At 68.8% G+C, this 24,641-nt stretch carries 19 protein-coding genes; 11 read left to right on the top strand and 8 right to left on the bottom strand.

Annotation, left to right across the window (positions count from 1 at the left end; translation table 11 throughout):
• The first annotated feature begins 8 nt into the window (after positions 1–8).
• The gene (locus ACWGID_RS33400) at positions 9–1,340 is read left to right on the top strand and encodes a winged helix-turn-helix domain-containing protein (protein ID WP_452203317.1); all 1,332 of its coding nucleotides are present in this window, start codon (positions 9–11) and stop codon (positions 1,338–1,340) included.
• On the opposite strand, the gene ACWGID_RS33395 is transcribed toward ACWGID_RS33400, so the two are convergent.
• From ACWGID_RS33395 to ACWGID_RS33380, 4 genes are read right to left on the bottom strand one after another with little or no spacing between them, the layout of a single operon-like run.
• Positions 1,271–2,515: an MFS transporter gene (locus ACWGID_RS33395; protein WP_452203316.1), complete on the bottom strand. Its 1,245-nt coding sequence runs from the start codon at positions 2,513–2,515 to the stop codon at positions 1,271–1,273. The two genes, ACWGID_RS33400 and ACWGID_RS33395, sit on opposite strands and share 70 nt — an antisense overlap.
• Entirely contained in the window at positions 2,512–3,876 is a 1,365-nt protein-coding gene (locus ACWGID_RS33390) for a GH1 family beta-glucosidase (RefSeq protein ID WP_452203315.1), read from the bottom strand. Before ACWGID_RS33390 ends, ACWGID_RS33395 begins: the two co-directional genes overlap by 4 nt.
• Positions 3,866–4,477: a YbjQ family protein gene (locus tag ACWGID_RS33385; RefSeq protein ID WP_452203314.1), complete on the bottom strand. Its 612-nt coding sequence runs from the start codon at positions 4,475–4,477 to the stop codon at positions 3,866–3,868. Before ACWGID_RS33385 ends, ACWGID_RS33390 begins: the two co-directional genes overlap by 11 nt.
• A gap of 27 nt (positions 4,478–4,504) precedes the next feature.
• Entirely contained in the window at positions 4,505–7,669 is a 3,165-nt protein-coding gene (locus ACWGID_RS33380; RefSeq protein ID WP_452203313.1) for a penicillin acylase family protein, read from the bottom strand.
• Between the two features lie 114 nt (positions 7,670–7,783).
• Here ACWGID_RS33380 and ACWGID_RS33375 point away from each other — a divergent pair, with 114 nt between their 5' ends.
• Entirely contained in the window at positions 7,784–8,872 is a 1,089-nt protein-coding gene (locus ACWGID_RS33375) for an aminotransferase class V-fold PLP-dependent enzyme (protein ID WP_452203312.1), read from the top strand.
• 79 nt (positions 8,873–8,951) lie between these two features.
• Here the strand turns inward: ACWGID_RS33375 and ACWGID_RS33370 are convergent, their stop codons facing one another.
• Positions 8,952–11,135, bottom strand: coding sequence for a DEAD/DEAH box helicase (locus tag ACWGID_RS33370; RefSeq protein ID WP_452203311.1), 2,184 nt, complete (start codon positions 11,133–11,135; stop codon positions 8,952–8,954).
• Between the two features lie 377 nt (positions 11,136–11,512).
• Between ACWGID_RS33370 and soxR the strand changes: the two genes are divergently transcribed.
• On the top strand, positions 11,513–11,989 hold the full coding sequence (soxR, locus tag ACWGID_RS33365; RefSeq protein WP_452203310.1) for a redox-sensitive transcriptional activator SoxR: 477 nt from the start codon (positions 11,513–11,515) through the stop codon (positions 11,987–11,989).
• A 31-nt stretch (positions 11,990–12,020) separates the two neighbouring features.
• Here the strand turns inward: soxR and ACWGID_RS33360 are convergent, their stop codons facing one another.
• Positions 12,021–12,605 carry a TetR/AcrR family transcriptional regulator gene (locus tag ACWGID_RS33360; RefSeq protein ID WP_452203309.1) on the bottom strand — a complete coding sequence of 195 codons (585 nt, stop codon included), beginning with the start codon at positions 12,603–12,605 and terminating at the stop codon, positions 12,021–12,023.
• 53 nt (positions 12,606–12,658) lie between these two features.
• Between ACWGID_RS33360 and ACWGID_RS33355 the strand changes: the two genes are divergently transcribed.
• On the top strand, positions 12,659–13,537 hold the full coding sequence (locus tag ACWGID_RS33355; protein ID WP_452203308.1) for an alpha/beta fold hydrolase: 879 nt from the start codon (positions 12,659–12,661) through the stop codon (positions 13,535–13,537).
• Between the two features lie 163 nt (positions 13,538–13,700).
• Complete coding sequence (gene snpA, locus ACWGID_RS33350; protein ID WP_452203307.1) at positions 13,701–14,384, top strand: snapalysin; 684 nt, start codon at positions 13,701–13,703, stop codon at positions 14,382–14,384.
• Between the two features lie 112 nt (positions 14,385–14,496).
• On the opposite strand, the gene ACWGID_RS33345 is transcribed toward snpA, so the two are convergent.
• Entirely contained in the window at positions 14,497–15,522 is a 1,026-nt protein-coding gene (locus ACWGID_RS33345) for a LacI family DNA-binding transcriptional regulator (RefSeq protein ID WP_452203306.1), read from the bottom strand.
• Between the two features lie 220 nt (positions 15,523–15,742).
• Here ACWGID_RS33345 and ACWGID_RS33340 point away from each other — a divergent pair, with 220 nt between their 5' ends.
• On the top strand, positions 15,743–16,822 hold the full coding sequence (locus ACWGID_RS33340) for an ABC transporter ATP-binding protein (RefSeq protein ID WP_452203305.1): 1,080 nt from the start codon (positions 15,743–15,745) through the stop codon (positions 16,820–16,822).
• Positions 16,823–16,840: 18 nt separating this feature from the next.
• Here the strand turns inward: ACWGID_RS33340 and ACWGID_RS33335 are convergent, their stop codons facing one another.
• Complete coding sequence (locus ACWGID_RS33335) at positions 16,841–17,833, bottom strand: glycosyltransferase family 2 protein (protein ID WP_452203304.1); 993 nt, start codon at positions 17,831–17,833, stop codon at positions 16,841–16,843.
• 93 nt (positions 17,834–17,926) lie between these two features.
• Here ACWGID_RS33335 and ACWGID_RS33330 point away from each other — a divergent pair, with 93 nt between their 5' ends.
• From ACWGID_RS33330 to ACWGID_RS33310, 5 genes are all read left to right on the top strand, one after another.
• Positions 17,927–20,464 carry a YfhO family protein gene (locus ACWGID_RS33330; RefSeq protein ID WP_452203303.1) on the top strand — a complete coding sequence of 846 codons (2,538 nt, stop codon included), beginning with the start codon at positions 17,927–17,929 and terminating at the stop codon, positions 20,462–20,464.
• Positions 20,465–20,701: 237 nt separating this feature from the next.
• On the top strand, positions 20,702–21,004 hold the full coding sequence (locus tag ACWGID_RS33325; RefSeq protein WP_452203302.1) for a metal-sensitive transcriptional regulator: 303 nt from the start codon (positions 20,702–20,704) through the stop codon (positions 21,002–21,004).
• Positions 21,005–21,118: 114 nt separating this feature from the next.
• Positions 21,119–21,337, top strand: coding sequence for a heavy-metal-associated domain-containing protein (locus tag ACWGID_RS33320; RefSeq protein WP_452203301.1), 219 nt, complete (start codon positions 21,119–21,121; stop codon positions 21,335–21,337).
• Positions 21,334–22,329, top strand: a complete 996-nt coding sequence (locus ACWGID_RS33315) for a hypothetical protein (RefSeq protein ID WP_452203300.1) — start codon at positions 21,334–21,336, stop codon at positions 22,327–22,329. Before ACWGID_RS33320 ends, ACWGID_RS33315 begins: the two co-directional genes overlap by 4 nt.
• Complete coding sequence (locus tag ACWGID_RS33310; protein WP_452203299.1) at positions 22,310–24,526, top strand: heavy metal translocating P-type ATPase; 2,217 nt, start codon at positions 22,310–22,312, stop codon at positions 24,524–24,526. Before ACWGID_RS33315 ends, ACWGID_RS33310 begins: the two co-directional genes overlap by 20 nt.
• Positions 24,527–24,641: the final 115 nt, after the last annotated feature.

The following is a 24,641-nucleotide window of genomic DNA, read 5'->3' as shown; positions in this document are numbered from 1 at the left end:
TTCGGTCCATGGCGGCCGTTGGGGACGACATCTCGGTGACGAGCGCGCGGCGGATAGCCCTCAACGCGCAAGGGTTCGGCGAGTCGCGCGGGAGTGCTGACCTGCGACGAATGCGGAAGGCGATCCGCCAGGCGGGCGTGCTGCAACTCGATTCGGTGAACGTGCTCTGTCGATCGCACTACCTGCCGCTGTTCGCGCGGGTGGGCAACTATCCGCGGCCGACGCTCGACAAGCTCGCCTGGGGTCCCGACCGCGAACTGTTCGAGTACTTCTGGGGCCACAAGGCGGCCTTGCTCCCGTTGACCGTCTATCCGCTGATGCGCTGGCGGATGCGGGCGGCCGAGCGGCAGGTGTGGGACGAGGAACTGAGCCCGGAAGTGACCGCTCCGTGGTCGGTCGTCGCGGGCATGCGGCGGCTCACCGCCGAGCGACCGGGGTACGTCGACCAAGTGCTCGCACTGATCACCGAGAAGGGCCCGTTGACGGCGGGCGAGGCGAGTCCGGACGGCGTACGGCGCAAACGCACCGATCCCGATCCGGATCCGACCACCGGCAAGATGTGGAACTGGCAGGACGCGAAGATCGCGATCGAGTACCTGTTCTGCTCGGGCCGGGTGATGATCGCGGGCCGCCGGCATTTCGAGCGGGTCTACGACCTGACCGAGCGGGTGCTACCGGCCGACATACTGAATGCTCCGGAGCCGAGCGCCGACGAGGCCCGGCGCGAACTGGTCCGAATCGCCGCCCGCGGTCTGGGCGTCGCGACACTCAGAGAACTCTGCGGTGGCAGCGGGCAGGCGCACTTTCCGTTGCCCGCAGCAACTGGTCGCGAGGTGATCGCCGAACTGGCCGAGGCGGGCGAGCTGATCCCGGTCCGCGTCGAAGGCGTGAAGCAGCAGGCCTACCGCTGGCACGAGGCCAAGGACGGCTCGGTCGACGCGCAGGCCCTGCTCTCGCCCTTCGATCCCCTCATCTGGAACCGCGACCGCACCCATCACCTGTTCGACTTCTTCTACCGGATCAGCATCTACACGCCCGCGCCCCAACGCGTCCACGGGTACTACGTGCTGCCGTTCCTCCTCGGCGACGACCTCGTGGCCCGCGTCGACCTCAAGGCCGACCGCCAGACCTCGACCCTCGTCGTCCCCACGCTCACCGCCGAGCCCGGTACGCCGGACTTCGTCGAACCGCTGGCCGCCGAGCTGCATCTGATGGCCGACTGGCTGAACCTCGACCACATCGCGGTCCCCGCCGACGGCCCGCTCGCCGCTCAGCTGACCGATCGGATCCGCGTCACGAGTACGCCGGCCAGGACCGTGACTACGGACGCCAAGAGGTAGAGCACCGGATATCCGCCCAGGTGCTTCACGATCGGCGCGGCGATGACCGGCGCCAGGACCTGCGGTAGCGAGTTCGCGATGTTGATGACGCCGAGGTCCTTCGCCCGGTCGCGCGCGTTCGGCAGGACCTCGGTGAGCAGCGCGAAGTCCACCGAGAGGTACACGCCGAACCCGGACCCCAGGACGATCGCGCCGAGGACCGCGCCCGGCCAGGTCGGCCAGAACGCGAGGATCACGCCGGCCACCGCCATCACCCACCCGGACGCGGTGACGAACACCTTGCGGCGCGCGGATCTGTCGGACCACCGGCCGAACGAGATCGCGGTGATCAGGACGCAGACGCTGTAGATCGCGGTCAGGATCAGTACGCCGGTGTCGGCGTCCGCGATACCGACCTCGTCCTGCAGGTAGTAGAAGAGGTACAGGGTGCCGAGCGCGTTGCCGACGTTGAACAGGAACCTGGTCAGCCACGCCCAGCCGAAGTCGGGGTACCTGCGCGGGCTGATCCAGAAGCCTTTGACGAACTCGGTCAGGACGAACGGCGGACGCTCCACCAGCCGAGCGTCGCCGCTGCGGAGCAGGTACGGGACGACGGAGAGGAGCAGGAACGCGGCGCAGGCGACGTACCCGAGGGTGTAGTTGCCGAAGGTGGCGGCGAGGGCGGTCCCCACGAGTGCGCCGAGGACCTGCGAGATCGCCACCCAGCCGCCGACGACGCCGCGTTGGGCGACCGGGACGCGATCGGGGACGACCGCGGTCGCCGCGGCGAGCAGCGCGTTGCCGAAGAGCTGGACCAGGCACCAGCCGAGGATCATCAGGCCGACGAACCGCGCGCCGGACAGGATCAGCAACCCGGCGGCACCGCCGAGGGCACCGGCTACGATCCACGGGACGCGGCGGCCGAAGCGGGACGTGGTGCGGTCGGAGATCGCGCCGAACGCCGGGTTCGCGACCACCGACACCGCGGCGCCGACGCCGGTCACCAACCCGAACACGAACTCCTTGTTGCCTGGAGCAACCGCCTCGGACTGTTGCGCGAGCAGGACCTGGATCGGTCCGAGCCAGGCGGCGAACACCCCGATGTTCGCGAGCACGACGGCCGCCGTCCAGCCGGGGCGCACCCGCTCGGTCGGCTCCGCCAGCGCGGACGGCACCACCCCGGGCTCGGGAATCATCGACGACTCTGGGCGATCACATCACGCAACCAGTGGTACGACGCCTTCGGTGTCCGCACCTGGGTCTCGAAGTCCACGTGCACGAGACCGAACCGTTGCGAGTACCCGGCGGCCCACTCGAAGTTGTCGAGCAGCGACCATTGGAAGTACCCACGAACGTCGATCCCGTCGGCGATCGCGGCCTCGAGCGAGCGCAAATAGCCGTCCAGGTAGGCGATCCGCCGCTGGTCGTCGACCACGCCGTCCACCGGACCGTCGTTGATCGCGCAGCCGTTCTCGGTGATGTAGATCGGTGGCAGCCGGTCGCCGTACCGGTCCCGGAAGATCCGCAGGATCTCGCCGAACGCGTCGGGGACCACCGGCCAGCCGAAGTCCGTGGTCGGGTAGCCGGTCAGCGGGCGCGGCTCGAACGGCAGGCCCGGCGGGAGCTGTACGCCGTCGGTCGCAGCGGTGTCGGCCTGACCGGTCGCGGCGCCGACGGACACCGGCGCATAGTGGTTGATCCCGAAGAAGTCGAGCGGCGTCGAGATGATCGCGAGGTCGTCGGCGACCGGGCCGGGCATGCCGTCCCCGATGCCGTTCGGGTACTCGCCGAGCAGGATCGGGTCGGCGAACATCCAGTTGACCAGGTTGTCGTACAGCGCGGCCGCTTCCTTGTCCTGCACGCTGTCGCTGGCCGGCCAGGTCGGCGCGTGGTTCGACGCGATACCGATCTGCTGGGCGCCGGCGGCGCGCAACGCCTGGACCGCGCGGCCGTGCGCGAGCAACTGGTGGTGCGCGACCGGGAGCGCGTCGAAGAGCAGTTCCTTGCCGGGCGCGTGGGCGCCGAGCGAGTAGCCCATCAACGTCAGCACCACCGGCTCGTTGATCGTGATCCACAGCGGCACCCGGTCGGCGAAGCGGGCGCCCAGGAGGGCGGCGTACTCCGCGAAGCGGTCGGTGATGTCGCGGGACGGCCAGCCGCCGGCGTCCTCGAGGGGCTGCGGGGTGTCCCAGTGGTACAGCGTCGGCGCCGGCCGGATCCCGGCACCGAGCAACGTGTCGATCAGCCGGTCGTAGAAGTCCAGGCCGACGGCGTTCCCGGGGCCGGTGCCGGTCGGCTGGATCCGGGGCCAGGAGAACGAGAACCGGTAGGTGTCCACCCCGAGTTCCCGCATCAGCGCGACGTCCTCGGCGTACCGGTGGTAGTGATCGCAGGCGACCGCGCCGGTGTCGCCGCCGAGCACCCGGCCCGGCTCGGTGCAGAAGGTGTCCCAGGTGGAGGGACCGCGGCCGTCCTCGGCCACGGCACCCTCGATCTGGTACGCCGACGTCGAGACCCCCCAGCTGAATCCGGGCGGCAGGTTCAGCTCAGCTGTCATTCGCATCATCCTCATCGGGTTTCGGGGTGGCGTCCTGGACCCGCGGCGGCTCCACCTTGCGGACGATGACCGCCGTACCGTAGGCCGCCACCTCGCTCATCGTGTTGGCGATCTCGTTGCAGTCGAAGCGCATCGCGAGGATCGCGTTGGCGCCCATCTGCTGCGCCATCTGGCACATCCGCATCACCGCGACATGCCGCGACTCGGCCAGCATCTGGGTGTACTCCGGCACCTCGCCACCGCCCAGCGACCGGAAGCTCGCGGTGAAGTTCGACCCGAAGTCGCGGCTCCGCACGGTCAGCCCGAACACCTCACCGAACACCATCTCCGCGGTGTACCCAGGCAGGTCGTTCATCGTCGACACCAGCACCGGGTACGGCGAACCCTGCGGCGCGACGTGCGGCGCGTTCTGCCGGGCCGGCTGGTAGTTGCCGGGCGCCTGACCGTACCCGGGCTGCTGCCCGTAGCCCTGCTGCTGGGGCGGCGGCCCCTGCTGGTACCCCTGCTGCTGCGGCGGCGGGCCCTGGTAGCCCGGAGGCGGTCCCTGCTGGTAGCCCTGCTGCGGCGGGTACGGCTGGTTCGGAGGAAAGTTCTGGTTCATGCCCTCATCCTGACAGGCCGACGGGTATCACCATCTGAAGACTTGCAGCTCGTAGAGTGAATACCCGTACGACGTGGCGCGCTGCGTCCCCGTCACTCGGACGTACCGGGCCGGCACCGCCCCGAACCGCACCACGTCCTCCCCGCCGTCACCGGCCGTCGTCGCGTACACCTGCTGCCAGGTCGACCCGTCCCGCGACACCTCCACTCGGTACCCCTTCGCGTACGCCGCCTCCCACTTCAGCACCACTCGCCGGACCGTCTGCTCGTTGCCGAGGTCAACCTTCAGCCACTGCGGATCCGACCAGTCGCTGGCCCACCGGGTGTCCAGCTTCCCGTCGACCGCCTGCGCCGGTGGCGAGTTGTACCAGCCCTTCTCGTAGCTGCTCCCGGTCGCGGTCTTCCCGGCCGCGAGGTTGGTGACATCGTCGCCCCGCCGCGCCGGGAACTCGACGACCTGCTGATACGTCGGCCGATTCACCCACGCGATCCGGTCCTGGGTGATGCCACCCATCGGGTTGTGCGCGATCTGGTCGGCGCAGAACTGGTCCCCCGCCGCGCAATCCGCGGTCGCCGGGTACGTCGTCGCCGCGGGCACCTTGGTCGCGGCGAGCAAGGAGTCGGTGAGCACCGACCGACAGGCGGCCAGCGATCCGCCACCGCAGTACGTCACCGGCTGGGCTGCCTTCACCGGGTCGCCGAGCACCTTCCGCAGGTCGCGCTGGACGAAGCCCCACCAGCCGCTCTGGAACGCGGATCCCTGCGCGCTCGGCCGCTCGTCGATCTTCAGGTTCGCGACCAGTGCGCCGTACAGATCGGGGCCGAGGTCCTCGAACTCGGCGGGGACGAGCAGCGGCCACCAGGCATCGAGGATCCGGATCGCGTCCGCGTTGTCGTACGTCTTCGACGATGCGTTCGGTGTCTTGCGGTGGGCGCCGGCTTGCTGCCACGCGGTCAGCTTGGTGACCGCGTCCGCGACCGCCGGGTCGGTGATCGGCGCGCTCTTCAGGACGCGGAGCAGGTACGGCAGGACCTGGTCGCCGCGGAGGTCGACGGTGGCGGCGTCCTCCATCGCCTCGACCAGCTTGCCGCGCGTGAACTTCTGGCCGCTGTTGATGACTGCCTTGATGCGGTCGTCGAGCGGCTGACTGCGGTAGACGGAGTTGTAACCCCACTGGCCGTCCGAGGCGGAGTACCCCGGTGCCTGTTTGTTGTTCCAGCTGGTCAGGTAGTCCTGGTTGACGACCTGTGGGTGCTGGGCGGGCGGGGTGTAGGTCGCGCGGTTGGTGTCCGGGTTCCAGCCCTGCCATTCGTACGAGCTCCAGGTCGGCAGGTTCGGATCGGCGCCGGCGGCGCGGACCGGGTTGTCACCGGAGTTGAAGTACGCGATCGAGTTCTTGTCGGTGTAGAACCAGTTGAAGGTGTACCCGATGTTCGTGGCGGCCTTCTGGAAGTCGGCGGCCGAGTGGATCCGGTCCGGGTCGTTGAACTGCATGAACCCGAGCGCCGAGCCCGCCTCGTTGCCGTACGTCGACCGGTCTTTGGTGAACAGCACCGGTTTTCCGCCGACCGTTCCGCGATGCGTGACGATGCCGTACTTGGTGCGCAGGGCAACCAACGTGTACGAGCCGGCCGGTTCCGACGAGCCGAGGCTGGAGTACCACGCGTTGTGCCGCTCGAGTCGCTCGATCGGCACGCACTGGCCGCGGAAAACGTAGTACTGCGACGTTTTCGTCGGCGTTCCGCCGTTCGGCTCGCAGAGTGGGACGGCGAAGGTGTCGGTGATGTCCTGCCCCGCGGACGTGGCGCTCCACGAGTAGTCGGGGCCGCGGCCGATCAGCGTGTAGAAGTTCAGGCCGGCGAACGCGATACCGCGGGAGCTGACGCCGGGGCCTTGGAGTTCCTGGCGGAGCAGGAGCTGCGGCGCGAAGTACCCGGTCTGTGGGCCGTAGACGGCGATCGGGTTGCCGCTCTGGGTGTGCGCGCCGGAAACCATCAGTGCGTTGGACATCGCCTTCTTTCCGAAACCTTCCGGAAAGAGTCCGCCGTCGAAGATTCCGCGCAGACTTTCCGCGTTCTTCGGCACCGGTTTCGGGGCCGGTTTCGCGGCGGCGGTCTTGTTCGCGGTCTGATCGATCACCTCGGGTTCCGCGGTGACCGAGCCACGGTCCGGCAGCGCGCGACCGGCCGGGTTCGGCCCGGTGGTCCCGTACGGAAAACTCGTTCCGTCGTGCACCGTCGTACTGGCTTCCGGATCGTTCTGCGAGCGGAACGACTCCCATACCTTGGTGCCCTGGGCAACGCCGTACTTCGCCTGCGCCTCGAGCAGCGCCAGCGCGGACGTGACCTCGGCGCCACCACCGGTACCGAAGATGCCCGCGACGACCGCCGCCGTGGCGACCACGTCGGTCACCTTCCAGTGCGGCGTCGGCCAGGTGAGACCGAGCGCGACGTACTCACCCGGGTACCCGATCCCGACCGTGTCGATGTAGTGGTTCACACCGTCGACCCAGGCCTGGATGTCCTGCTGCATCTTCACCCCGTCGGCGCCGTACAACTCGTCAGCGTCGTCGAACTGCCGCTGCAGATCGGCCTCGGTGTACGGCGCGGTCCGCCAGAACTCCTGCTCGAACTCGCGATTCGCCGCCGCGCCGCCCGCGAACGGCGTCAGCTGCCCGCGCCCGAGGTGGCGGAACACGTCCATCACGAACAGCCGGTCCTGAGCTCCGGCGTACCCGGCCCCGAACATCGTGCCGAGCCGCGTGGTGCCGGTGATGTGCGGGATGCCGCGCGACTTGTCCCGGACGATCGTGACATCGCTCCGCGGCTGGATCGTGCTCGCGACGTCGTCCGGTTTCACGCCGAACGAGGAGTCGTCGTAGTACGGAGCGAGGCCGGCGTCGGTGATGCCCTGGGAGTTCCAGACCAGGTCCTGGTACGGCTGCACCGTGTCGCTGAAATGCGCGGGCCGGACGCCCAACGCCTTGAAAGCAAGGAGATCCGTGAAGGTCGCGTTCCCGTTCTGCCCGGGCGGCAGGATGTCACGACATTGCTCAAGGCAATAATCATCCGGGCTCGCGGCAACCGCTCGCGGTGCGGCCTGGGTCGGGGCGGGCAGGGCCGCGAGGACGGCGACGACGGCAGCCGCGGCGGCGACGGCACGAAGGCGGGTTCGGAGTGCGGGGCGGGGCACGGTCCCTCCTCAGGTCGAGTAAAAGTGAGGATGACTCACCAGTAGCTTCGGGTCAAGAACTCACCGCCCGGCTCTCGCCTTTTTGGTTGTCGGACCACTACGCTCAGCAACACCATGAGCATCCACGATCGTTACCGATTGAGTGTGGTGATCAATGCCAAGGGGACGTACACGCCGTTAGGGGTGTCGCGGAGCTCCGACGGGGTGGCGGCGGCTGTCGCCCAGGCATTGCCCGAATTCTTCGTGATGGACGAGCTCGGCGACCGGGTCAGCGAGGCCATCGCGCACACCACTGGCGCGCAGGCCGGCGCGGTCGTGCACTGCACCGCGGCCGGTATCACCCTCGCGGTCGCGGCCACGATGACCGGCGGCGACCCACGCCGTACGGCGGCGTTGCCGGACGCAACCGACATGCACAACCGGGTCGTCCTGCCGGCCTGCCAAGTGGTCGACTACGGGCACACGAACCTGCAGGGCATCCGGCTCGCCGGTGCGCAGGTGAACCTGGCCGGCGACGAGGACGGCTGCACGATCGCCGATCTGGAGGCCGAGCTCCACGGGCCCGACGTCGCCTGCCTGATGCTCGTGTCGTCGCGGTTGACGCGTGGCGAACCGATCGATCTGGTGGCCGCGATCCGGGCCGCGCATCGTCGCGGCGTACCGGCGATCGTGGACGCGGCGGCGCAGTTCCCGCGGATCGCGGACTTGCTGGCGACCGGCGCGGATCTGGTACTGGTCAGCGGGCAGAAGTACCTCGGGTCGCCGACCGCGGGGCTGGTCGCCGGGAGCTGGCCGCTGGTGCAGGCGGTGCGGGCCCAGGAGAAGGGCATCGGGCGGGTGATGAAGCCGACGAAGGAAGCGATGGTCGGCGTACTCGCGGCGCTCGAGGAATGGCAGGCGTTCGACCGGGTGAAGTGGGAGGCGGACGAACTCGCCAAGGTGGACGCGTTCGTCGACGCCGCGTCGCGGATCCCGGACATCACGGTCGCGGCGGTCCCGGATCCGACCGGGCTGCAGATCTCACGGGTGCTGCTGAAGGTCCCGGACGCCAAGCGGGCCGCGACCGAACTGGAAGCGGGAACCCCGCCGATCTACGTGATGACCGACCGAATGGCCGACGGCGAGCTGATGCTGGAACTGGTCCCACTCGACGCCGACGAGATCGCGACCGTGCTCGCCCGGTTGTGGGCCGTACTCACGTAGGGACCTTGAACACAAAGCGGTGGGCTGGTACAGGTTATTTCCTGTCCCAGCCCACCGTTGCTTGTCCCAGCTACCTACCTCAGTGCTGGTAGGACCTGCCGTCGGTACGGCGCTGGCCGCCGTTGCCACTGCGACGCGGGCCGTTGCCGCCCCGGCCCTCGTGACCACGTCCCGGCCGGGTGCTGCCGAACCGGCCGCGGCCACCCTTGTTCCCGCGCGGCTTCGGGGCCGGCAGCTTCACCGGGTGCCCGGACGGCTTGCTGCCGCCGGTCAGCCCGCTGATCAGCCCGTCCCCCGGACGCACCCGGACCGGCTCCGCCGCGACACCGGCAGACTCGGCCAGCCGGACCATCCCGCGCCGCTGGTGCGGCAGGACGAGCGTCACGACCGCGCCCTTGCCACCCGCACGCGCCGTACGGCCCGCCCGGTGCAGGTAGTCCTTGTGGTCCGCCGCCGGGTCCGCCTGGACGACCAGGCCGACGTCGTCGACGTGGATACCGCGGGCCGCCACATCCGTGGCCACGAGCACCGGAACCGAGCCGTCCTTGAACTGCTCGAGCGTCCGGTTCCGCGCGCCCTGGGTCAGGCCGCCGTGCAGCGCCGCGGCCATCACGCCGCGGTCCCGCAACTGGGTGGCGACGCGGTCGGCGCCCAGCTTGGTCCGGACGAACACGATGGTCCGGCCGTCCCGGCTGGCCAGCTCAGCGGTCAGCGACTGCTTGTGCGCCGGCTCGATCACCAGCATGTGGTGCTCCATCGTGCTGACCGACGCCTGGCCGGACTCGGTCGAGTGCTGCACCGGGTCCTTCAGGTACGTCTTCACGATCGTGTCGACGTCGTTGTCCAGCGTCGCCGAGAACAGCAGCCGCTGGCCTGCCGGCGGCGTCATGTCGAGCAGCGTGGTGACCGCCGGCATGAAGCCCATGTCGCACATGTGGTCGGCCTCGTCGAGGACGGCGACCTCCACCGCGCCGAGGTCGGCCGCGCCCTGCTCACACAGGTCGATCAGCCGGCCGGGGGTGGCGATCAGCAGGTCGACACCACGCCGGAGCGCGTCGATTTGCTTCGGGTACGGCAGCCCGCCGGCGATCAGCTTCAGCGACACGTTCATCACGTGCGCGAGCGGCTCGAGGGCGTCGTGCACCTGCATCGCGAGCTCACGGGTCGGCACCAGGATCATGCCGCGCGGACGGCGTGACTCGGTCCGGCCACCGGCCAGCCGCATCAGCGTCGGCAGCCCGAAGCCCAGCGTCTTGCCGGAACCCGTCTGACCGCGGCCGAGTACGTCCTTACCGGCCAGCGCGTCCGGGATCGTCGCGCTCTGGATCGGGAACGGCGCGATGATGCCGTCCCGGGCCAGCCGCTGCACCAGCCGCGGCGCGATGCCGAGCGCCGCGAACTGATTGTCCTCGGCAACGGTCCCGAGATCCACGGATTCCTGCTCCACTACGCGCTCGTCCTTCCGGAAACTCTTGTCACTGCGCTCGAACCGGGGCCGGTCCTCACGGTTGAACCGCTGACGGTCGTCGCGGTTGTACTGCGGCCGGTCATCCCGGTTGTACTGCGAACGGTCGTCGCGGTTGAACCGCGGACGCTCGTCGCGGTTGTACTGCTGACGGTCGTCCCGGTTGTACTGCGGCCGGTCGTCGCGCCGGTAGCTCTTCTCGTTCCGCTCGAACCGCGGCTTGTCGTCCCGGTTGAACCGCGGGCGGCTGTCCTGCCCCCGGTCGTTCCGGTTGGACGACGAACGCTCGTCGCGATCGTTCCGGTTGTACGACGGCCGCTCGTCACGACCACCGCGGTTGTACTGCGGCCGCTCGTCCCGATTACCCCGGTTGTACGAGGACCGGTCGTCGCGGCTGTACGACGAACGCTCGCCACGGTTGGACGACGAACGCTCGTCCCGGTTGTAGGACGACCGCTCGTCACGGTTGTACTGCGGCCGCTCGTCGCGGTTGAAGCGCGGGCGCTCGTCCCGGTTGTAGGACGACCGCTCATCGCGGTTGTACTGCGGGCGCTCGTCGCGGCCGCGCTCGTCGGAGCGCTGCCCGCCGGTGCGCCGGCCGTCGTACCGCTGGCCGCGGTCGGGGCGGGGCTGCTCGGAGCGGTACCCCTTGACCGGCTTGCGGTCCTCGCGGGGGGCTTCGTACGTCGACTCGGCGGCGAGGCGCTCGCCGTAGGACTGGTTCTGGTACTTCTTGTGTCGTGGCTTCTTGACCCGCCCGTCGGCGGAATCGGCGTCGTGCTGGTGGTGCTGGGTCACGCAAACTCTCTCTCGGATTCACGGACGATTTGCCGGATCGCAGCCGCACGTAAGCGCCGGTCACAAAAACATGACCGGACCGGACGTACTCAGCAGGAGACGGGCATCGACCTGCGGGTGCTATCGCGTTGCACCCATGTCGCCGGAGTTTTCAGCGGGGATGCCGAAACCGACGGGTCGGAGCGCCTGGAAACATCTCTGGTGACGCGACGCGCGCACCGACACCTGAAAAGTATAACCGATCGTGACGGCCGTCCCGACCACGCCGTAACCCCCGCGGCAACGACCAGACCACCTACCCCACTGGTGCTCTCGGCGCCGGTTTCACACACTTCAAGCATGGTTGAGTTTTTGGAACGCCGTTCTAGGGTGGCGGTATGGGTGAGGAGAACGTCCCCAGCAAAGAGCACTGGCTCTCGATCGGGGAGATCGCACATCGGTCCGGAGTGGCGGCGTCCGCGTTGCGGTTCTACGAGGACCAGGGGCTGATCGCGTCCCGGCGTACAGCCGGTAACCAGCGGCAGTACCAGCGCAGCACGCTGCGCCGGATCGCCTTCGTCCAGGCCGCCCAGCGGGTCGGTCTCGCACTCGCCGAGATCAAGCAGGCCCTGGACTCGCTGCCCGAGGACCGGACGCCGACGCGCGCCGACTGGAGCAAGCTGTCGAAGACGTGGCGCAGCCGCCTGGACGAGCGGATCTCCGAGCTCGAGCGGCTCCGCGACGACCTCGACACCTGCATCGGTTGCGGCTGCCTCAGCCTGCAGCGCTGCAACCTCTACAACAAGGAGGACCGCCTCTCCACGCGAGGCCCCGGCGCCCGCCTCCTCAACGTCGGCATCCCCGGCGAGGCCTGACCACCCGAGCCCACGCCCGGGACACGAGCGGCTAGGACAGCAGCCCCCGCTCGACCACCTCGACCAGCAACTCGGCGGCCGCCAAGGCGTCGTACGCCGGATCTCGCATGGACTCGGCCACGATCGCGTCGATGCCGCCGCCGATCACGATCGCCGCGGACCGCTGGTCGATCGCCTCGGTGAGCCCCCGGGCGACCCGCGCCGCGGACAGCAACTCCGCAACGGCTGACCACCGGGCTTTCGAGTCGGTCAGCGGCGCGACCGACATCATCGCCTCGACGAGCATCCGGACGTCCCGCGGCCGCTCCCGGAGATGCCCGACCATCGACCGGATGTACGCCGCCGGCCCGTCCGCCGGCGCCGCAGCCTCCACGGCCCCGGCGACGGTCGCGACCAGCGCCGACAGCACCTGCTCGTGCGCGGCCTCGACGAGCGCCTGCTTCGACGCGAAGTGGTACAGCACGCCCGCCTTGGTGATCCCGGCGCTCTCCGCGATCCGTCCGAGCGACGCCGCGGCGTACCCACGTTCGGACACCAACCCGATCGTGACGTCGACCAACTGCGCCCGCCGAGCCTCCTCGGTGAAGGTCAGGTTCCGCCCGCGCGCTGAAGGCATGACCTCAACCTACCGTATGGTGAGATCACTTACCGATCGGTTAGGAGAGGTGGATGGCAAAGAACGGGAGTTGGAACAGCGCGAGCGGGTACGACGACTACCGCTCCAAGTACGACGCCGCGATGCGCGACCTCCCCACGCCGACCGCGATCCTCGACCTCAACACGGAGTACGGCGTAGTTCGCGCCTACAAGTTCGCCGGCGCCGACAGCGACCTCGCCCCCCTCGTCCTCCTCCCCGGCACGTCGTCGGGTACGCCGGTCTGGGCCGACAACCTGAAGTCGCTGCGTGCGATCACCGATGTCTACGCGATCGACCTGCTCGGCGAGCCCGGGATGAGCGTCCAGACCAAGCCGATCACGTCGGTCCAGGACAAGGCGGACTGGCTCGATCAGGCGTTAGCGGGCCTTCCGGAGAAACAGTTCAACCCGCTCGGGTTGTCGATCGGCGGCTGGACCGCGATGAACCTCGCCGTACGCCGGCCGGACCGGATCGCGTCGGTCACCACTCTCGACGCCGTCAACGTGTACGACGGGATTCCACTGGCGACCTTGGTTCGTTCGCTCCCGGCGGCGGTGAAGTGGTTGCCGCGTTCGTGGCGCGACAGCTTCATCTCCTACACAGCGGGCGGTCAGCCGGTGGAGCACTCGCCGATCGCCGACATGATCGAGTCGGGGATGAAGAACTACACGATGCGCCAGCCGCAGCCGCAGCGGATCACCGCGGAAGAGTTGGCTGGTCTATCGATACCGGCGCTCGCGATCATCGCCGGTCGCTCGGTGATGCACGATCCCGCGACGGCCCGCCGTACCGCTGAACAGGCGTTGCGGACGAAGACGGTCGCGTTCTACCCGGACGCGTCGCATGCGATCAACGGCGAGTACCCCGACCGGATCGCCGCCGACCTGCGGGCGTTTCTGGCGAACCCATAATCACGCAGCTATGGAGGGCATAGAACGGCCCGCCGGATACGCGGGTTAACCCCTGGTTTTGGGGCGATGTGCTGCGGAAATCCGGAGCGCTTGGGAGCATCCGATGGTGGCGATCGGTAATCCGCCCGTCGCTATCCGCCACCGATTCGGAGTGAGGCCCTCCATGTCGCATCGCCGTCTCTTCGCCAGTCTCGCGGGGCTCGCCGCCGCCGCACTGGCCGTCCCCGCGCTGGCAGCGTCCCCCTCGACTGCCGCGCCGACCGCTGACTCGCACGTCTCGACCGCCGCCACCCGCGCGGCGTACATCGGGTCGCCGCAGGACGAAGCCGCCACCAAGGCGTTCTACGACGCCGTGATGAAGTCCGCGCGCGCCAAGATGGCGCAGCAGGCGAAGTCCGGCCGCAAGGTCACCGCGGTGACCGTCACGTACGCCGTCGACGCGCCGACGTTCGCGTCGCAGATCTCGTCCAGCACGCAGATCTGGAACTCCGCGGTGAGCAGCGTGAAGCTCGTCGAGGGCAACAACTACGACTTCTACTACACCGAGGGCAACGACTCGCGCGGCTCGTACGCGTCGACCGACGGGCACGGCAGCGGCTACGTCTTCATCGACTACACGCAGGCCGAGCAGTACGACAAGACCCGCATCGTCGCGCACGAGACCGGCCACGTCCTCGGCCTCCCCGACCACTACTCCGGCCCCTGCTCCGAACTGATGTCCGGCGGCGGCCCCGGCCCGTCCTGCACCAACCCGAACCCGGACGCGACCGAGCGCTCCAAGGTCAACTCCCTGTGGGCCAACGGCAAGACCAGCCTCCCCCAGTCCGCCTTCCACCTCTCCAAGTAACCCCTGAATCCTCCGGCCCGGAGCCGCCCGGCAGGGGACGGTTTCCGGGCCGGAGCCTCGTCTTTGGGCATCCACCAACCACTTCGCCACCCCGGAAATGGTCGGTGGGTGCTCAAAGTGCGTTGAGTGGGCCGGTGGAGCCTCGGACGACGAGCTCGGGGCGGAAGAGGAACTCCGTGTGGGGCGTGGCGTGGCCGCGGACCTCTTCGAGGAGTGACTGGACCGCCGCGAGGCCCATCGCCTGGACAGGCTGACGGATCGTGGTCATCGGCGGATCGGTGAACTCCATCATCGGGGCGTCGTCATAGCCCACAACAGAGATGTCCCCGGGTACGGCGAGCCCGCGCTGCCGGGCGGCCCGGATGACGCCGAGCGCCATCATGTCGGAGCCGCAGACGACCGCGGTGACCTCGGCATCCAGCAGTTGCCGGCCGGCCGCCGCGCCGCCCTCGACGCCGAACATGCTGAGCGCGACCCACGGCTCCAGGTCCTCGTCGGTCAACCCCAACTGAGCCTTCATCGAGGTCCGGTAGCCCGCCAGTTTCCGCTGTACGACGATGAATCGCTCCGGCCCCGACGCGAATCCGATCCGGCGGTGGCCGAGGGCAACGAGGTGCGAGACCGCCAGCTCCATAGCGGCGTACTCGTCGGACGAGACGAACGGCGCCTCGACCGACGGCAGCCAGCCGTTCACGAACACCACCGGCAGTCGGCGCTCGACCAGTGCCTGGTACCGGTCGTGGTCCGCGCCGGTGTCCGCGTGCAGACCGGAGACGAAGATGATTCCGGAGACGCCGCGCTCGAGCAGCATCTCGACGTACTCCTCCTCCGTCGCGCCCGACGGGGACTGCGTGCACAGCACCGGGGTGAAGCCGCGTTGCGACAGCGCCGACTCGATCACCTGGGCGAACGCCGGGAAGATCGGGTTGATCAGTTCCGGCATCACCAGCCCGATCAGCCCCGCCGACCGCCGCCGCAACCGCGTCGGCCGTTCGAACCCCAGGACGTCGAGAGCAGTCAGCACGGACTGTCTGGTCTCGTCCGCCACCCCCGGCTTCCCGTTCAGCACCCGTGAGACTGTCGCCTCGCTGACCCCCGCCTTGGCCGCGATGTCCGCCAGCCGCGCTCTACTGCTCACGCCCGGCACTGTACCCAGACCCACCTGACATTTCAGCAAGATCCTGCAAGAACTTGCAGGGTGCACGCAGATGTCCACAACGTGAACAGAACGCACATGTCACACGCCGGATGCCTTGTCAGGACGAGCGCGCCAGGTGAGGATAGGCGCACTCCCCCGGCTTGGGGGGCCTTTACTCGGATCGTCCGGCACGTTCCTGCCGGTGAAGGGAAACACAGTCATGGCTACTGTTTCGTTCAAGGCGGCGACCCGCATCTACCCGGGTGGCGACACTCCCGCCGTCGACAAGCTCAACCTCGAGATCGAGGACGGCGAGTTCATGGTGCTCGTCGGCCCGTCGGGTTGCGGCAAGTCCACCTCGCTCCGGATGCTCGCGGGCCTCGAAGAGGTCAACGAGGGCGCCATCTACATCGGCGACCGCGACGTCACGCACCGTCCGCCGAAGGAGCGGGACATCGCGATGGTGTTCCAGAACTACGCGCTCTACCCGCACATGTCGGTCGCCGACAACATGGGCTTCGCGCTGAAGATGCAGGGTGTCTCCAAGGACGACCGGGCCAAGCGCGTCATGGAGGCCGCCAAGCTGCTCGGCCTGGAGGAGTACCTCGACCGCAAGCCGAAGGCGCTGTCCGGTGGTCAGCGTCAGCGCGTCGCGATGGGCCGCGCGATCGTCCGTAACCCGCAGGTCTTCCTGATGGACGAGCCGCTGTCGAACCTGGACGCCAAGCTGCGTGTCCAGACCCGTACCCAGATCGCCGAGCTGCAGCAGCGTCTCGGTGTCACGACCGTGTACGTCACGCACGACCAGGTCGAGGCCATGACGATGGGTGACCGGGTGGCGGTCCTCAAGGACGGTCTGCTCCAGCAGGTCGACACCCCGCTGAACCTGTACGACAACCCGAAGAACAAGTTCGTCGCCGGCTTCATCGGTTCGCCCGCGATGAACCTGCTGACGGCTGACATCGCCGACGGCGGTGCCCAGTTCGGCGACTACGTGATCCCGATCTCGCGCGACCTGCTGGCCAAGGCCGGCAGCGACAAGACCCTGACGGTGGGCGTTCGCCCGGAGGCCTTCAAGGTCGCCGACGAAGGTGTGCCGGTCAAGGTCGCGGTGGTCGAGGAACTCGGCGCGGACGCGTACCTGTACGGCACCGCCGAGCACAGCGGCGAGTCCCAGCAGATCGTCGCTCGCATCGACGCCCGTATGCAGGTCGAGAAGGGCTCGACGGTCCGCCTGGCGGCGGTGCCGGAGAAGCTGCACCTCTTCTCCACCTCCACCGAGGAGCGGCTGACCGCCTGATCCTCAGCAGTAGCTGTCCTACCGGCCCCGGGTGGTTCTTCCACCTGGGGCCGGTGGCTTTTCCAGCCGGTCCGCGGGGTCCATGTTGGTCTGCTTCAGGAGGTAGTGCGGGCGTTTCTTGGTCTCGTAGTAGATCCGCCCGATGTACTCGCCGATCAGGCCGAGCATCACCATCTGCAGCCCGCCGAGGCCGACGATCGCCGCGATCAGCGTGACGTACCCCGGCATGTCCACCCCGTGCAGGATGGCGGCCACGAGCACCCACACGGCGTACCCGGCGGCGACCGCGGTGAGCAGCAGGCCGACGTAGATCGCGGCCCGCAGTGGCTTGTTGTTGAACGACAGCAGCCCGTCGAACCCGTACTCGAGCAGGCGCCGGAACGTCCACCGGCTCTTCCGGTCCGGTGGCGGCTTCACGTTCTCGTACTCGAACAGGATCGACTCGAAGCCGATCCAGGCGAACAGACCCTTCGAGAACCGGTTGTACTCGTTCAGCTCGAGCAGCCCGTCGACCGCGCGCCGGGACAGCAGCCGGAAGTCGCCGACCCCGTCCATCAGTTCGACGTCGGCCCACTTGTTGATCAGCCAGTAGTAGGCGCGCGCGAACAGCGTCCGGGTGGCCGGGTCGCCGGTCCGGTTCCGGCGCGCGATCACCTGGTCGAACCCGCGCTCGTACTCGGCCAGCATCCGGGCGATCAGCTCCGGCGGGTGCTGCAGGTCGGCGTCCATGATCACCACCGCGTCGCCGGTGGCGTACCGCAGACCGGCCAGCATCGCGGCCTCCTTGCCGAAGTTCCGGCTGAAGGACAGATAGCGGACCGTTTCGTCGGTGGCTGCCAACCCGACGAGCGCCTCGAGCGTCCCATCAGAGCTACCGTCGTCGACGTACACGATCTCGTACGGCCGGCCGAGTGCGGTCAGGTCGCTGGTCACGGCCTGATGGAACCGCGTGATGACCTCGACCTCGTTGTAACACGGCACCACCAGACTCAACCGCATCGCTGTCCCCATCCGCCCCACCTGTCGACCCTGATGCGATTCTTGTCCAGACCGGAACTACCCGCTAGCTTTGGCGACCGAACGAGCGGAACGAAGGGGCGGCCAATGGTTTCCGAGGACGGCGCCGAGGGCGCTGCGGGCGGACCTGCGGGAGGCGCTGTTCGACGGCGTTCGGCATGGCTGCCGGCCGTCGTCGCCGCCGTCGTGGTGGCGGCGGTGTTCACCGCCTCCGGAATCATCCGCGGTACCTATCCCTTCGGTTCGCTGTCCCGCAGTACCAACGATCTTGGCACGCAGTACATCCCCTTCTACGCCCACTTGTGGGACGTCCTGCACGGCCAGGCCCAGGGTGATCTGCTGTTCAACTGGCAGAGCGCCTTCGGCGTCGGCTTCCTCGCCGATCTCGGGGTCGATCTGGGCAGCCCATTGTCCCTGCTCGTGGGGCTCTTCCCGCGCGACCGGATCGATCTGGCCGTCTACGTCATCACCACTCTCAAGCTCAGTCTGGCCGCGGCCGCGATGGCCGCCACACTGATGAAGATGCGTCCCGGCCCCCGTTGGGTTGCCGCGATGCTGGGTGTTTCGTACGGCGTCTGCGGCTGGGCACTCGACGACGGATCGTACGTGCCGATGTGGCTGGACGGTCTGATCGCCCTGCCGATGTTCTTCCTGGTCGCCGAGTGGTCACTGCGCAGGACCAACCGGCTGCTCAGTGTGCTGGTCGTCGGCCTGTTCTGGCTGTCCAACTTCTACACCGCCTACATGGCAACGATCGCGGGTGGGATCTACCTGCTCGCCCGGCTGCTCAGCAGTGACCTGAGCTGGTCGCTCCGGCTGCGCGCCGTCGTCCGGCACGGCGTCTCGTTCGTGCTCGGCATGGCCCTGGTCGCGCCCATCCTGCTACCGATCATCACCGCCAACCGCGCCGCAACGCCGTCACCGTCCGGGATCTTCCACCCCTCCGCGCTGGACCTGTTCCTGTCCCGTCTGCTGCCACTGTCCGAGGGCGTCGGCCGCACCGCGAGCCTGTACGTCGGCACGGTGGCCCTGCTGCTCGCACTGACGCTGCCGTTCAACAAGTTCGTCCCGTGGCTGACCAGGACGATCTGGGTGATCACGACCGTGCTCGTCGCGTTGTCGTTCCGGTGGGCGCCGACGCAGGAGTTCTGGCACGCGTTCGACACCCCGAACGGCAGCCAGTACCGCGAGGCGTTCGTACTCTGCGGCCTGCTCGTGGCGGTCGCGTGGGTCTCCGTGTCACACAAGCTTCCCGGTCCGGTCGCGCTGCTCGGCGGCGGGGCGCTGCTCGCGCTGATCGTCGTACTGGCCAATGGCAGTCCGTTGCTGAAGCAACACTGGCTGACCGTCCTGATCACCACCGCGGTGGTGACGTTGGTTGCGTTCGGCACCATCTGGCTGCTGCGCCGGTTCCCCGGCACCCGCCGGGCGAAGTGGCCGGTCGCCGCCGCGTTCGCCCTGGTCCTCGCGGTCGTGGCCGTCGAGACCACCTGGACCGCGGTCGTCACCGACGAGTACCGCGCCAAGGTCCTCGGCGCCTCGAACGCGGCCTGGGACGCCAAGCAGACCGCGCGGTACAACGCGCTGCGGGAGGCCGGCGACTGGCCGAAGTACCGGACCGAACCGGGTACGTCGATCACGCCGAACGACCCGATGTTGCTCGGCGGGCAGGGCGCCGGGTTGTACAGCAGCCTGTTGCCGTTCTCGATCAACCAGGCACTGACGACCCTCGGTTTCGGCTGGTCCGGGTACGGTCGCGCCTCGCGCACCCTGGACAACCCGGTGACCGACGCGATCTTCTCGGTCGGCGCGCGGATGCGGCTGATCAACGACGGCGAGCCGCAGATCACCCGGTCGCAGGCGCCGCCGCTCGTCACGGTCCGGCACCGGCTCACTCCGGCACCGGTCACCACCGACGTCAACGCCCCGAACGCGTACGCCGCGCAGGAGCAGCTGCTCGGGACCACGGTGTACGAAGTCCCGGAGTACAAGGGGACGCGGTTCGCGACCGGCGACGTGAAGCTGGTCGCGCGGTGTACGCCGGGCAGCTCGGCGTACCTGTTCATGCCGCGGGTCGGCGGGCGGGCCCGGCTGGCCGGCGGACAGTGGCACGAGCTGAGCTCCACGCGCCGACCGGGGATCAACACCAGCAGCGCGATGATCGGGCTCGGCGCGGTCCCGACGAGCGGGATCGTGCTGGTCGAGGTCAACTTCGGAGACGCCCCGCAGGGCATCCCGCCGCGCAACGCCATCGGGTGCCTCGACCAGCCGGCGCTGGCCAAGGCGGTCCGCCGGCTGCGGGCGAGCGGGGCGACCGACGTGGAAGCGACCGGCCATGCGATCCACGCGACGCTGCGCCCGGGAAGCACCGGATGGGCCGTGGTCGCCGCACCGAGGATCAGCGGCTGGACCTGCTCGGTCGACGGCAGCAAGGCGCAGGTACCGCGGAACTTCGGCGGCCTGATCGCCGTCCCGCTCACGGGTACGGCGAACCGCGTCGACTGCACGTTCGTCCCACCGGGACTGCGCCGCGGCCTGGCAATCGGCGCAGCCGCCGCCGCAATCACACTCGGCATCGTGCTCATCGGAGCCGCACGCCGACGCCGGCAGCGCCTCGCCAGCTGACGCCGCACCGATAGACCCGCGGCCGCCCACGCCCGCGCTCAGGGGCTGCCCCCTCAGATGGTGGGTTGCCTCGCCGAAATCCGAGGGGGCAACCCGTCGCCTGAAGGGGCGCCGCCTCAATCGGAGATACCCCTACCTGGTATCGCCACGGGGCTTGCATCCGATACCCCAAGGGGGTACTTTGTAGGTGTGGAGATACCCCGGAGGGGTAGTCGGATGCGAGAAGAGGACCGCGAGATGACCACCGATGACGCGCACGTGCACGGTTACACCGCCGAGAAGACCAGCCATCTGAAGCGGCTGCGGCGGATCGAAGGGCAGATTCGTGGTCTGCAGCGGATGGTCGAGGAGGACAAGTACTGCATCGACATCCTGACCCAGGTGTCCGCGGCCACGAAGGCGCTGCAGTCGTTCTCGCTGGAGCTGCTCGACGAGCACCTCTCGCACTGCGTGGTCGAGGCCGCGCAGAAGGGTGGCGCCGAGGCCGAGGAGAAGGTCCGCGAAGCCTCCGACGCGATCGCCCGCCTGGTCCGCAGCTGACAGTCCGCACCATCGGCTGACCTTCCGAACCGTCAGCTGACAGTCCGAAACACCAGCCGGTCTTCCGAACCCATCGGCTGACATTTCTGAACAACACGAGCAAGGAGCACTCATATGACCACCTCGACCTACTCCGTCGCCGGGATGACCTGCGGGCACTGCACCTCCGCTGTCACCGAGGAGATCAGCAAGCTCGTCGGTGTCCAGGACGTCAAGATCGACCTCGTTGCGGGCGGCACCTCAGCGGTGCACGTGACGAGTGATTCCGCGCTCGACGAGGCCGCTGTTCGCGCGGCCGTCGACGAGGCGGGCTACGAACTGGCGGCGTCGTGAGCCGGGCCGTCGCGCTCCGGCTCGGCGCGTTCGCCGGTGCGCTGGCGCTCGCCTTCGGGGCGGCGTACGGCATCGGCTCCGCGGTCGACCCGATCGCGGCGGCCGACGACACCTCCGCGGCCCCTGCCCACGGAGAGGAGATGGGTGGAATGGAGCAAGGCTCACACGGCGGGCACGAGTCGGGCGGGCAACTGCCCGGTCTGGCGGTGTCCGACGCCGGCTACACGTTCACGCCGGCGACGACGTTCTTCACCGGCAAACAGAAGACCGAGCTTCGCTTCAGGATTCAGGGACCGGACGGTAAGCCGGTCACGAAGTACACCAAGACCCACGAGAAGGACCTGCACCTGATCGCCGTCCGGCGGGACCTGTCCGGGTTCCACCACGTGCATCCGACGATGGCCGCCGACGGGACGTGGAGCATTCCGTTCACGTTCACCGCCGGCGGGACCTGGCGGCTGTACGCCGACTTCCAGCCGGCCGGCCTGGACAAGAACATCACGCTCGGCACCGACGTCAACGTCTCCGGCCTGTACGTCCCGGTCCCGCTGAACGAACCGGCCGCCGTCACCACCACCGACGGGTACGACGTAACACTGGCCGGCACGCCCGTCGCGGGCAAGGAGTCCGAGCTGACGTTCACGGTCAGCAAGGACGGCAAGCCGGTGGCCAACCTGCAGCCGTACCTGGGCGCGTTCGGGCACCTGGTCTCGCTGCGCAGCGGCGATCTGGCCTACCTGCACAACCACCCGGCCCAGCACGCCGAGGCAAACATGGTGGGCGGGCCAACGATCAAGTTCATGACGACCTTCCCGACCGCGGCGACGTACAGCCTGTTCCTGGACTTCCAGCACGCGGGCGCTGTGCACACCGCCGAGTTCACCGTGAAGGTCGGTTCGACCGGGACGACGATCGTCCCACCGACCACCCCGCCAACCGCTGTACCGAGCCACGAAGAGGAGGCGCACGAACATGAGCAACCAGTCCGTTGAACTCATCATCGGTGGGATGACGTGCGCCTCCTGCGCGGCCCGCGTCGAGAAGAAGCTGAACCGGATGGACGGCGTCGTCGCGACCGTCAACTACGCCACCGAGAAGGCGAAGGTGACGTATCCGGAGGGTGTCTCGACCGACGAACTGGTCGCCACGGTCGAGCAGACCGGCTACACGGCGAGTCTGCCGGCGCCGGCCGTCGAACAGGCGGGCGAGGAGCCGGACGAGCTCAAACCCCTGCGGGAGCGGCTGATCGCGAGCATCGCGCTCGCGGTACCGGTGATCGCGCTCGGGATGATCCCGGCGCTGCAGTTCGACTTCTGGCAGTGGGCGTCGCTGACGCTGGCGTTCCCGGTGGTGACGTGGGCGGCCTGGCCGTTCCACAAGGCCGCCTGGACGAACCTGCGGCACGGCGCCGCGACGATGGACACGCTGATCTCGCTGGGTGTGGTGAGCGCGTTCCTCTGGTCGCTGTACGCGCTGTTCATCGGCTCGGCCGGCGAGGCCGGTATGAAGATGCCGTTCACGCTGATCCCGTCGCGCGGCGGCGGCGCCGAGGAGATCTACCTCGAGGTCGCGGCCGGCGTGACCACGTTCATCCTGGCCGGGCGGTACTTCGAGGCTCGGGCGAAGCGCCGTTCCGGGGCAGCGCTCCGGGCGCTGCTGGAGCTCGGCGCGAAGGATGTCGCGGTACTGCGGAACGGGACCGAGACCCGGATCCCGGCCGACCAGCTCGTCGTAGGTGACGAGTTCGTCGTCCGGCCGGGCGAGAAGATCGCCACCGACGGAGTGATCGTGACCGGGAGCAGCGCGGTCGACGCGTCGATGCTGACCGGTGAGTCGGTGCCGGTCGAGGTGGCTCCGGGTGACGCGGTCGTTGGTGCGACCGTCAATGCCGGCGGCCGGCTGGTGGTACGGGCGACGCGGGTCGGTGCGGATACGCAGCTGGCGCAGATGGCGCGGCTGGTCGAGGACGCGCAGAACGGGAAGGCCGCCGTCCAGCGGCTGGCCGACAAGGTGTCGGGCATCTTCGTACCGATCGTGATCGGTCTGGCGCTGGCGACTCTCGGCTTCTGGCTGGGCAACGGTTCTCCGGTGGAGGTCGCGTTCACCGCGGCGGTCGCCGTACTGATCATCGCCTGCCCCTGTGCGTTGGGGCTCGCCACGCCGACGGCGCTGATGGTCGGGACCGGTCGGGGTGCGCAGTTGGGCATTCTGATCAAGGGGCCGGAGGTGCTGGAGTCCACGCGGCGGGTCGACACCGTCGTACTGGACAAGACGGGCACCGTCACCACGGGCCGGATGGAGCTGGTCGACGTACTGCTGGTTCCTGGTCAGGACCGGGCCGAGGTACTGCGGTTGGCCGGCGCGCTCGAGAACTCCAGCGAGCACCCGATCGCGGCGGCGATCGCCCGAGCAGCGGCCGAGGCCGGGAAGTTGCCCGAGGTCGAGGACTTCGGAAATGTCGAGGGTCTCGGCGTGCAGGGGATCGTCGACGGGCACGCGGTACTCGTCGGGCGGACGCGGCTGCTGGAGGAGTGGAGCCAGTACCTGCCGGAGAAGCTCGCGCATGCGAAGGAGCACGCCGAGGCCGAGGGCAGTACGGCGGTTGCGGTCGGATGGGACGGGGAAGCGCGGGCCGTGCTGGTCGTCGCGGACACCGTGAAGCCGACGTCCGTCGAGGCGATCCGTCAGCTTCGCGACCTGGGACTGCGGCCGGTGCTGCTGACCGGGGACAACGAGGCGGTCGCGACCAAGGTGGCCGGCGAGGTCGGCATCGACGAGGTGATCGCCGAAGTACTGCCGGCCGGCAAGGTCGACGCGGTGAAGAAGCTGCAGGACGAGGGCCGGGTGGTCGCGATGGTCGGCGACGGCGTGAACGACGCGGCGGCGCTCGCCCAGGCCGACCTCGGTCTGAGCATGGGCACCGGCACCGACGTGGCGATCGAGGCCAGTGACCTGACGTTGGTCCGTGGCGACCTGCGCGCGGCAGCGGACGCGATCCGCCTGTCCCGCAGCACGCTTCGCACCATCAAGGGCAACCTGTTCTGGGCCTTCGCCTACAACGTGGCCGCCCTGCCGCTGGCTGCCGCCGGTCTCCTCAACCCGATGCTGGCCGGCGCCGCGATGGCCTTCAGTTCGGTCTTCGTGGTCTCGAACAGCCTGCGCCTGCGGCGCTTCCGCCCACTGAGCTGACCAGATGAGGACCTCGGACAATGGAATTGCTGTGCCATGTACTCTTCAGCTGTTCGAGGAGAGCGGATACAATCGGTCGCATCTCTCGGTAAGCGGCCGGTGTCAAGGGGCGAGC

Source organism: Kribbella sp. NPDC054772 (assembly GCF_053611945.1).
Note: the sequence above shows the minus strand (reverse complement) of the source record. Positions and strands in the feature narration are given on the sequence as shown.